Here is a 9,668-nt window from a genome sequence, read left to right on the forward strand (position 1 = left end):
ACTCCACAAAATCGACAGCGCGCGCCCGGGGCGCGGGGCGGGCCGGTCGCGCGCGGGGGGGTGTGGCCGGGCGCCCGCCCCGCCGCACCCCCGGTCGTCATGAGGCGACGCCCGAGGCGACGACGCGACGGAAGTACGGTTCGATGGAGTTCCCTGTTCTCAGAGAGGCCGCCCGGTGAAGCTGGAGCTGCGCGGGATCACGAAGGTGTTCGGGTCCCTGGTCGCGAACGACCACATCGACCTGGTGATCGAGCCAGGCGAGATCCACGCCCTGCTGGGCGAGAACGGTGCGGGCAAGAGCACGCTCATGAACGTGCTGTACGGCCTGTACGACCCGGACGACGGCGAGATCCTCGTCGACGACCAGCCGGTCGCGTTCACCGGCCCGGGCGACGCCATGGCGGCGGGGATCGGGATGGTGCACCAGCACTTCATGCTCGTCCCGGTCTTCACGGTCGCGGAGAACGTGGCCCTCGGCCACGAGCCGGTCAAGGGCGCGGGCCTCATCGACGCGCGACGCGCGCGCGGTCTCGTGCGCGAGATCTCGGACCGGTTCGGGTTCGAGGTCGACCCGGACGCGATGGTCGAGGACATCCCCGTCGGCGTCCAGCAGCGGGTCGAGATCATCAAGGCGCTGTCGCGCGACGCGCGCGTGCTCATCCTCGACGAGCCGACCGCGGTCCTCACCCCGCAGGAGACCGACGAGCTCATCGCGATCATGCGCCAGCTCAAGGCCGCGGGGACCTCGATCGTGTTCATCACGCACAAGCTGCGCGAGGTCCGCGCCGTGGCGGACCGCATCACGGTCATCCGCCGCGGGAAGGTCGTGGGCACCGCGGACCCGACCGCGAGCGAGACCGAGCTCGCGTCCCTCATGGTCGGCCGGTCCGTCTCGCTCGGCGTCGACAAGGCTCCCGCGGAGCCGGGCGACGCGACGTTCCGGGTCTCCGACCTCACCGTCATGGACGACGTCGACAACGCGGTCGTCGACCGCGTGAGCCTTGACGTCGCCCGGGGCGAGATCCTCGTCCTCGCCGGCGTCCAGGGGAACGGGCAGACGGAGCTCACCGAGACGATCGTGGGCCTGCGCAAGCCGGTCGCGGGCTCGATCACGCTCGATGGCAAGGAGCTGGTGGGCAGGGGCGTGTCGGACGTCCTCGCCGCGGGCGTCGGTTACGTGCCCGAGGACCGCAGCACGGACGGCATCGTCGGGACGTTCTCCGTCGAGGAGAACCTGGTCCTGGACCTCTTCGACCGTGCGCCCTACTCGCGCGGGGGGTCGCTCAACCGGGCCGCGATCCGGGAGAACGCCGAGCAGCGGGTGGTCGAGTTCGACGTCCGCACCCAGACCGTGGAGGTCCCCGCGGGGAACCTCTCGGGCGGCAACCAGCAGAAGGTGGTCCTCGCACGCGAGATGTCGCGCCCGCTGCGCCTGCTCATCGCGTCGCAACCGACGCGCGGGCTCGACGTGGGGTCGATCGAGTTCGTCCACAAGCGCGTCGTCGAGGAGCGCGACAACGGTACGCCGGTGATCATCGTGTCGACCGAGCTCGACGAGGTGCTCGCGCTCGCGGACCGGATCGCGGTCATGTACCGCGGCCGTATCGTCGGCGTCGTGCCCGGCGACACCGACCGCGACGTGCTCGGGCTCATGATGGCGGGGGTCCCGCTCGACGAGGCGGTCGCTCAGGCGGCCGAGCACCACACCACCCTCGGCGAGGCCGACATCGAGGTGGACGACGCGCCGTCGAGGCCCGGGGTCGACGACGACCCGGCCGGCGCCGACGCCCGCGAGGAGGAGATCCAGTGACGCAGCAGGCCATGCCCGACGACGCGGCGGCCGTCCCGCCGACGCCCGCGCCGCCGAGCGACACCACCAAGCCCCGGCCGTCCGCCGGGACGAGTATCCTGCGCGAGATGCTGGAGAGCAGCTGGCTCGTCTCGCTGCTCGCGATCGTCGCGGCCCTCGTCCTCGGCGGCGTGCTCATCGCCGCGGCCGACCCGGAGGTCCAGGAAGCCGCGACCTACTTCTTCGCGCGGCCCACGGACTTCTTCGAGGCCGTCTGGAACGCCGTGTTCGGTGCCTACAGCGCGCTCTTCCAGGGCGCCGTCATCAACTTCCAGGCGCCCGACCTCCAGCGGGCCCTCCGCCCGCTGACCGAGACCATGACGGTCTCGACCCCGCTCATCCTCGCGGGCCTCGGCCTCGGCATCGGGTTCCGCGCGGGCCTGTTCAACATCGGTGCGCAGGGCCAGATCATCCTGGGCGGCATCTTCGCCGGGTTCATCGGGTTCACGTTCTCCCTGCCTCCCGGCCTGCACCTGTTGCTCGCGGTCCTCGGTGCCGCGCTCGGCGGGGCGATCTGGGCGAGCATCGCGGGTGTGCTCAAGGCCCGGACGGGCGCGCACGAGGTGATCGTCACGATCATGCTCAACAACATCGCGGTCTACCTCGTGGCGTACCTGCTCACGACGCCCGCGTTCCAGCGCCCGGGCAGCAGCAACCCGATCAGCCCGCCCATCCCCGGCTCGGCGACGTTCCCGCTGCTGCTCGGCGAGGGATTCCGCCTGCACCTCGGCTTCGTGCTCGCCCTGCTCGTGGCCGTGGGCGTGTGGTGGCTCATGGAGCGCTCGACGCTCGGCTTCCGCTTCCGCGCGGTCGGGGAGAACCCGCACGCGGCGCGCACGGCGGGCATCTCCGTGGCGTGGGTGACCGTCTGGGTCATGGCCATCGCCGGCGCCCTCGCCGGTCTCGGCGGTGCGGCGCAGGTGCTCGGCACCGAGAAGGTCCTCACCGCGGGCGTCGCCGCGAGCTTCGGGTTCGACGCGATCACCGTGGCGCTCCTCGGTCGCTCCCGGCCGCTCGGGACCGTCCTCGCCGGTCTGCTCTTCGGCGCGCTCCGCGCGGGCGGCTTCGCGATGCAGGCGCGTACCGGAACGCCGATCGACATCGTGCTCGTCGTGCAGTCCCTCATCGTGCTGTTCATCGCCGCCCCGCCGCTCGTGCGGGCGATCTTCCGGCTCCCGACCCCGGGTGGCCCGACGCGCGCCGAGCGGCACGCCGCGAGGCGGCGGGCCAAGGCGGCCACGACCACCACGACGACGCAGGAGGTCGGAGCATGAGCACCGCGACCACCACCCCGGCGCCGGCCGCCACGCCGGAGCGCGCGGCCAAGCCGCTGCCGCCCATCAGCTGGAAGGCCCCGATCGCGTACGCGGTCATCGGGCTGCTGTCGCTCGTCTTCTTCGCACTGCTCCCCGCCGGCGGGCAGCAGACGACGTTCCGCCTCTCGACGGCGAACGACTTCTTCCAGATCGAGCCGATCACGGTGAGCTCGACCGGGGCGGCCCTGTTCCTGTCGATCCTCGCGCTCCTGCTCGCAGGGCTGTCCTTCTGGGCGGCGCGCGACCGCCGCAAGATCGGCGCCTGGCTCCCCATCGTCTTCGGCGTCGCCGTCGTCTTCGCGTTCCTGTGCTGGGCCGGGGCGGGCAAGTCCGCGATCCCGCTCACCGGGCTGCTGCAGGGCTCGCTGTTCCTCGCGGTCCCGCTCGTGTTCGGCGCGCTCTCGGGCGTGCTGTGCGAGCGCGTCGGCATCATCAACATCGCGATCGAGGGCCAGCTCCTCGCCGGGGCGTTCCTCGCCGCGGTCGTCGCCTCGCTGACGTCCTCCGCGTACGCCGGCCTCATCGCCGCCCCGATCGCGGGCGCCCTCGTGGGCGTGCTGCTCGTGATCTTCTCGGTGAAGTACTGGGTGAACCAGATCATCGTCGGCGTCGTGCTCAACGTGCTTGTCGTGGGCGTGACGAGCTACCTCTACTCCACGGTGCTCACCGAGGACCCCGGCACGTGGAACACGCGGACCCCGCTCCCCGTGATCGAGATCCCGGTGCTGTCGCAGATCCCGGTCGTCGGTCCGGTGCTCTTCCGCCAGACGCTGCTCGTCTACATCATGTACGTCGTCGTGATCCTGCTGCAGATCTTCCTGTTCCGGAGCCGGTGGGGCCTGCGCCTCCGCGCGGTCGGCGAGCACCCCAAGGCCGCCGACACCGTGGGCATCAAGGTCAACGCGACCCGCGTGCGCAACACGATCCTCGGCGGTGCGGTTGCCGGCCTCGGTGGTGCGTTCTTCACGGTCGCGGCGGGCCTCGCGTTCGGCAAGGAGATGACCGGCGGCAAGGGCTTCATCGCCCTCGCGGCCATGATCCTCGGTCGCTGGAACCCGGTCGGCGCGCTCGTCGCGGCACTCCTGTTCGGGTTCTCCGACAACCTGCAGACGGTGCTCGGCATCGTCGGCACGCCGATCCCGAGCCAGATCATGCTCATGACGCCGTACGTCGTGACGATCTTCGCCGTCGCCGGTCTCGTCGGGCGGGTGCGCCCGCCGGCCGCCGAGGGCATCCCCTACGTGAAGTGAGGTCACGGCGCCGATGACAGACCAGCCGCACGAGCACGACGGCGAGGCCCGACCGGGCGAGAGGACGGACGCGGGCGGGACCGCCGTCGGGCAGACCGTCGACTGGGACGCCCTGCGCGACGCCGCACGCGGGATCATGGCCCGCGCGTACGCCCCCTACTCGGGCTTCCCGGTGGGCGCCGCCGCGCTCGTCGACGACGGGCGGGTCGTCGTCGGGTGCAACGTCGAGAACGCTGCGTACGGCGTGACGCTGTGCGCCGAGTGCTCGCTCGTGAGCTCGCTCGTCGGGACGGGCGGAGGCCGCCTCGTGGCGTTCGCGTGCGTGGACGGGCACGGGGCGACGCTCATGCCGTGCGGTCGCTGCCGGCAGCTCCTGTGGGAGCACGGGGGCCCCGACCTGCTGGTCGACACCGTGCGTGGTATCAAGACGATGAGGGACGTGCTGCCCGACGCCTTCGGGCCCGAGGATCTGGAGGAGCGCTCGTGACCAGCGACGACGTGACCCCGCAGGGTGGCGGGACCGAGGACCAGGACCCGACGGCGGAGGCGCCCGCCGGGGCGGGCGACGACGGTGCGGGCGCGGACGGCGAGGGGTCGGCTCCCGAGCCGTTCGACGCCGTCGACGTCATCCGGACGAAGCGCGACGGGGCGCGGCTCGACCCGGGGCAGATCGACTGGGTGATCGACGCCTACACGCGCGGCGTCGTCGCCGAGGAGCAGATGGCCGCGCTCGCGATGGCGATCTACCTCAACGGCATGGACCGGACCGAGATCGGTCGCTGGACGCAGGCGATGATCGCCTCGGGCGAGCGGATGGACTTCTCGGGGCTCTCTCGGCCGACGGCGGACAAGCACTCGACCGGGGGCGTGGGGGACAAGATCACGCTGCCGCTCGCACCGCTCGTCGCGGTGTACGGGGTCGCGGTGCCGCAGCTCTCGGGGCGCGGCCTCGGGCACACGGGCGGCACGCTCGACAAGCTCGAGGCGATCCCGGGGTGGCGCGCGGCGCTCACGAACGAGCAGATGATGAACGCGCTCGAGCACGTCGGTGCGGTGATCTGCCAGGCGGGCTCCGGCCTCGCGCCCGCGGACCGGCTCCTGTACGCGCTGCGCGACGTCACGGGCACGGTCGAGTCCATCCCGCTCATCGCGAGCTCGATCATGAGCAAGAAGATCGCGGAGGGCACCGGGGCCCTGGTGCTCGACGTGAAGGTCGGGTCGGGCGCGTTCATGAAGGAGCTGGGCTCGGCGCGCGAGCTCGCGCGGACCATGGTCGACCTCGGTACCGACGCCGGCGTGCGCACGGTCGCGCTGCTCACCGACATGTCGACGCCGCTCGGCCTCACGGCGGGCAACGCGCTCGAGGTGCGCGAGTCCGTCGAGGTGATGAAGGGCGCGGGGCCGCAGGACGTCGTCGACCTCACGGTCGCGCTCGCGCTCGAGATGCTCGCCGGCGCGGGCCGGCCGCAGGACGCGGACGACGTGCGGCACGCGCTCGTCGGTGGCCGCGCGCTCGACAAGTGGCGCGAGATGATCGCCGAGCAGGGCGGCGACTCGCGCGCCCCGCTGCCGGTCGCGCGCGAGCGCGAGCACGTCGTCGCCGACCGGGACGGCGTGCTCGAGCGGCTCGACGCGTACGCCGTCGGGGTCGCCGCGTGGCGGCTCGGCGCAGGCCGTGCGCGCAAGGAGGACCCGGTGCAGGCGGGCGCCGGTGTCGAGCTGTTCGCCAAGCCGGGGGACCCGGTGCGCAAGGGCCAGCACCTCATGACGCTCCACACGGACACCCCCGAGCGCTTCGAGCGGGCGGTGCAGGCGCTCGAGGGGTCGTGGGCGATCGCGGACCCGGGCACCGTCGTCGAGCGGCGACCGGTCGTCCTCGACCGCGTGGACTGACGTGGGCGTGCGCTGACCGTGGGCCGCGACCAGCAGGACGTCGAGGCGGGCGTCGAGACACCGGCCGACACGCGGCGGCCCCGCTCCGTGTACGGGGTCGGGACCGAGCCGGACGCGCGGTTCAGCCTCGCGAACGAGCGCACCGCGCTCGCCTGGGTGCGCACCGGTCTCGGTCTCGTCGCGGGCGGCGTCGCGCTGACGTCGTTCGCCACGTTCGCCGGCATGCCCGGTGTGCTCGACGTCGTCGCGGGCGTCGCGTGCCTGGTCGGCGCCGGGTTCGCGGGGTACGCGCTCGTGTCCTGGCGGCGCAACGAGAGGGCGCTGCGCCTGCGTCGGCGGCTGCCCGCCCCGAGCGGGCTCCCCGTGCTCGTCGTCGGCGTCGTGATCCTCGCGCTGCTGCTCGCCGGGTACGCCGTCGGGTCGGCGTCGGGACCATGAGCACCGCACCCGAGCGGACGGGCCCCTCGCCCCGCGACGAGGGCCTGCAACCGGAACGCACGGCGCTCGCGTGGCAGCGGACGGTGCTCGGCGTGGTCGTGGGATCGCTCGTCCTCGCGGCGGCGGGGCTGCGCTCGGGCTCCGCCGTGACCGTGTGCGCGGCGGCCGCCGTCGGCGTGCTGGCCCTCGTCCCCGCCGTGCTCCGGCCCCCGCGCGGCGGGCTCCCCGGGAGCGGGCGGCTGTACTCGTGGTCGTTCCTCGTGCGCGTCGCGAGCCTCGTCGTCGTGCTGGCCCTCGTGGGCGCCGTCTGGGCGTTCGGTCGAGCGTGGGTCGCGGCGTGAGGCTCGGCGATGCGCTCGGCGCGCTCCGCGTCACGGACCTCGCGCGGATCGCTCCGGCGCGGAGGGAGCCCCCACCTCCACCCGGTGACGTCTACCGGCCCGACGGCGGCACGGAGCACGCGCTCGACCTCGCCCGCCGCGCGGGCCACCCCGCGCCGCGGGTACGCGCCCTCGCGGCCACGCTCGGGACGCTCGACCCAGGGACGCGACGGGCGGTCGTCGACCCGCTGCGCCGGGGCGCCGGAGGCGGCTGGTCCGGACCCCGCGACCGTGCCCGCGTCCGCCCGCTCGAGGTGGGCGGGTCGCCGGCGCGGCAGACCGACGCGACGACGTGCGGGTCCGCCGTCCTCGCGCTGCTCGCGGCGGCGGGAGACCCGGTGCTCGCGCTCTGGCTCGCCACGGGGCTCGCGCCGGGGGAGACCGCTCCGGTCCCGGCGCCACCGCCGGACGGCGCGGCGCGGTTCCGCGTCCTCCAGCAGGAGGTCAAGCGGCGGACCAACCGAGCGGCCCTCGGCCCGCTCCCGTGGCCTGCGGCCCTCGGGACACCCCCGTGGGGCGCCGCGCGGACCGCACGGTACGCGGACGTGCGCTACGTCGAGCGTGTCGTCGTCGGAGCCGGGAGCGAGCCGGTGGTCCGGTCTGCGCTCGTCGCGGCCGCGCGCGGTGTGCCGGTGCCCCTCTTCACGGGCGGTGACCTCGCGCTCGGGATCGCGACGGCGGTGCCGCGGCACGTCGTGCTCCTCACGGACGCCGACGCGCAGGCGCGACGGTGCCGGGTCTACGAGCCGTCGTCGGGCACCGTGCACGACCTGGACGCGGCGCACCTGCTCGACGGCGCCCGGTCACCCGCGGTGCGGCACGCGCTCGGGGGCTGGCCGCACGTCTGCTGGACCCTCCTGCCGGCCGGGCGCCAGGGCTGGCGAGCCCCCACGCGCGGCGCGAGGATGAAGGTGGCCGCCACGTCCGTGGAACGCGCCGAGTCGTCAGGTGAGGAGTCGCGATGAGCACCGTGCCCGGGAACGACGCGTGGCGGGACGCCGGCCTGGTCGAGCAGGAGGACGAGGTCGTGAGCCTGGTCGAGGAGTCGGAGGACGACGGTCCCGGCGTCGACGACGCCGAGCACGAGGGCGACGAGTACCGGCCGCGCACCCCGCGACCGGACCTCGAGGGCGAGGCGAACGAGGCCGACGTCGTCGAGCAGGCGTCCGCCGTGCCGGGCGAGGAGGACGACTACGCCTGACCGGCCCGGGGCGCCCGGCCGTTCGGCGCGAGCGCTGGCGTACCGGCCGGTACCGTGAGCGCATGACCACCGAGAACGCCCCCCTGACGGTCGACGTCATCCGCTCGCTGCCCAAGGTCGTGCTGCACGACCACCTCGACGGCGGGCTCCGCCCCGCCACGATCCTCGAGCTCGCCGCCGATGTCGGGCACCAGCTCCCCGCGGCGGACGCCGAGGCTCTCGGCGCCTGGTTCGCCGAGTCGGCCGACTCTGGCTCGCTCGTGCGCTACCTCGAGACGTTCGACCACACGATCGCGGTCATGCAGACTCCCGCCGCGCTGGCCCGCGTGGCGCGCGAGGCGGTGCTCGACCTGGCGCGCGACGGCGTCGTGTACGCCGAGCAGCGGTGGGCGCCCGAGCAGCACCTCCAGCGGGGGCTCACGCTCCAGGAGACGGTCGACGCCGTCCAGTCCGGCATCGAGGAGGGCGTCGCCGAGGCAGCCGCCGAGGGCCGCACCATCCGCGTCGGGCAGCTCGTCACCGCCATGCGCCACGCCGACCGGTGGCAGGAGATCGCCGAGCTCGCGGTCGCGAACCGCGCGAACGGCGTCGTCGGGTTCGACATCGCCGGTGCCGAGGACGGCTTTCCGCCCTCGCGTCACGCGGAGATCTGGCGCTACCTCGCCGACCAGAACTTCCCCGTCACCATCCACGCGGGCGAGGCCGCCGGCCCGGAGTCGATCGCCGAGGCCGTGCACCTGGGGCAGGCGAGCCGCATCGGCCACGGCGTGCGCATCGTCGAGGACATCACCTTCGACCCCGAGTTCCCGCACAGTGCCGAGGGGGAGTCGGGGACGGCCGCGCTCGGCCTCCTCGCGCACTGGGTGCGCGACCACCAGATCCCGCTCGAGCTCTGCCCGTCCTCCAACGTGCAGACGGGGGCGGCGACGTCGGTCGCGGCGCACCCGATCACGCGCCTCAAGGAGCTCGACTTCGCGGTCACGCTCAACACCGACAACCGCCTCATGTCGCGCACGACCATGACGCAGGAGATGGCGCTGCTCGTCGAGCACGCGGGCTGGACGATCGACGACCTCGCCGACGTGACGATGACCGCCGCATGGAGCGCGTTCGTCCACCACGACGAGCGCCGCGCGCTCGTCGACGACGTGATCCTGCCGGGCTACCAGGAGGTCCAGGGCGCACAGCTCTGAGCGGACCTGCACACCCGCCCGGGTTGCCGAGCACGACTGTGGTGGGGGGGGGGGGGCGGGGTGCGGGGCCGCATGGCGTGGAGCGGGGGCGGGCGTGGGGTGTTTGTATAATAATAGGAGAAGAACATCTGGGGGTTGGGTGTGGGGT

At 73.6% G+C, this 9,668-nt stretch carries 10 protein-coding genes; all 10 read left to right on the plus strand.

The window, feature by feature from the left end; all coding sequences use genetic code 11:
* Positions 1-175: 175 nt before the first annotated feature.
* Positions 176-1,810, plus strand: coding sequence for an ABC transporter ATP-binding protein (locus ACFWH7_RS02360; protein WP_378214825.1), 1,635 nt, complete (start codon positions 176-178; stop codon positions 1,808-1,810).
* An 11-nt stretch (positions 1,811-1,821) separates the two neighbouring features.
* Positions 1,822-3,123, plus strand: a complete 1,302-nt coding sequence (locus ACFWH7_RS02365) for an ABC transporter permease (RefSeq protein ID WP_378214850.1) — start codon at positions 1,822-1,824, stop codon at positions 3,121-3,123.
* Positions 3,120-4,415: an ABC transporter permease gene (locus ACFWH7_RS02370; RefSeq protein ID WP_378214826.1), complete on the plus strand. Its 1,296-nt coding sequence runs from the start codon at positions 3,120-3,122 to the stop codon at positions 4,413-4,415. The genes ACFWH7_RS02365 and ACFWH7_RS02370 overlap by 4 nt, the downstream gene beginning before the upstream one ends.
* Positions 4,416-4,428: 13 nt before the next feature.
* Positions 4,429-4,902 carry a cytidine deaminase gene (locus ACFWH7_RS02375; RefSeq protein ID WP_378214827.1) on the plus strand — a complete coding sequence of 158 codons (474 nt, stop codon included), beginning with the start codon at positions 4,429-4,431 and terminating at the stop codon, positions 4,900-4,902.
* Between the two features lie 140 nt (positions 4,903-5,042).
* Positions 5,043-6,308, plus strand: a complete 1,266-nt coding sequence (locus ACFWH7_RS02380) for a thymidine phosphorylase (RefSeq protein WP_378214852.1) — start codon at positions 5,043-5,045, stop codon at positions 6,306-6,308.
* Between the two features lie 18 nt (positions 6,309-6,326).
* Positions 6,327-6,746: a YidH family protein gene (locus ACFWH7_RS02385; RefSeq protein WP_378214828.1), complete on the plus strand. Its 420-nt coding sequence runs from the start codon at positions 6,327-6,329 to the stop codon at positions 6,744-6,746.
* Complete coding sequence (locus ACFWH7_RS02390; RefSeq protein WP_378214829.1) at positions 6,743-7,087, plus strand: DUF202 domain-containing protein; 345 nt, start codon at positions 6,743-6,745, stop codon at positions 7,085-7,087. The genes ACFWH7_RS02385 and ACFWH7_RS02390 overlap by 4 nt, the downstream gene beginning before the upstream one ends.
* Entirely contained in the window at positions 7,084-8,091 is a 1,008-nt protein-coding gene (locus tag ACFWH7_RS02395; protein ID WP_378214830.1) for a hypothetical protein, read from the plus strand. The genes ACFWH7_RS02390 and ACFWH7_RS02395 overlap by 4 nt, the downstream gene beginning before the upstream one ends.
* The gene (locus tag ACFWH7_RS02400; RefSeq protein ID WP_378214831.1) at positions 8,088-8,327 is read left to right on the plus strand and encodes a hypothetical protein; all 240 of its coding nucleotides are present in this window, start codon (positions 8,088-8,090) and stop codon (positions 8,325-8,327) included. The genes ACFWH7_RS02395 and ACFWH7_RS02400 overlap by 4 nt, the downstream gene beginning before the upstream one ends.
* Positions 8,328-8,389: 62 nt before the next feature.
* Positions 8,390-9,520, plus strand: a complete 1,131-nt coding sequence (locus tag ACFWH7_RS02405; protein ID WP_378214832.1) for an adenosine deaminase — start codon at positions 8,390-8,392, stop codon at positions 9,518-9,520.
* Positions 9,521-9,668: the final 148 nt, after the last annotated feature.

Origin of the sequence: Cellulosimicrobium cellulans, assembly GCF_042723955.1 — a bacterium.
Classification (GTDB): Bacteria; Actinomycetota; Actinomycetes; order Actinomycetales; family Cellulomonadaceae; genus Cellulosimicrobium; species Cellulosimicrobium cellulans_H.

What these genes read in the sequence shown, in the direction of transcription:
- ACFWH7_RS02375 (WP_378214827.1), top strand. Translation starts at nt 4,429, where the DNA reads ATGACAGACCAGCCGCACGAGCACGACGGCGAGGCCCGACCGGGCGAG.
- ACFWH7_RS02400 (WP_378214831.1), top strand. Translation starts at nt 8,088, where the DNA reads ATGAGCACCGTGCCCGGGAACGACGCGTGGCGGGACGCCGGCCTGGTC.
- ACFWH7_RS02370 (WP_378214826.1), top strand. Translation starts at nt 3,120, where the DNA reads ATGAGCACCGCGACCACCACCCCGGCGCCGGCCGCCACGCCGGAGCGC.
- ACFWH7_RS02365 (WP_378214850.1), top strand. Translation starts at nt 1,822, where the DNA reads ATGCCCGACGACGCGGCGGCCGTCCCGCCGACGCCCGCGCCGCCGAGC.
- ACFWH7_RS02405 (WP_378214832.1), top strand. Translation starts at nt 8,390, where the DNA reads ATGACCACCGAGAACGCCCCCCTGACGGTCGACGTCATCCGCTCGCTG.
- ACFWH7_RS02390 (WP_378214829.1), top strand. Translation starts at nt 6,743, where the DNA reads ATGAGCACCGCACCCGAGCGGACGGGCCCCTCGCCCCGCGACGAGGGC.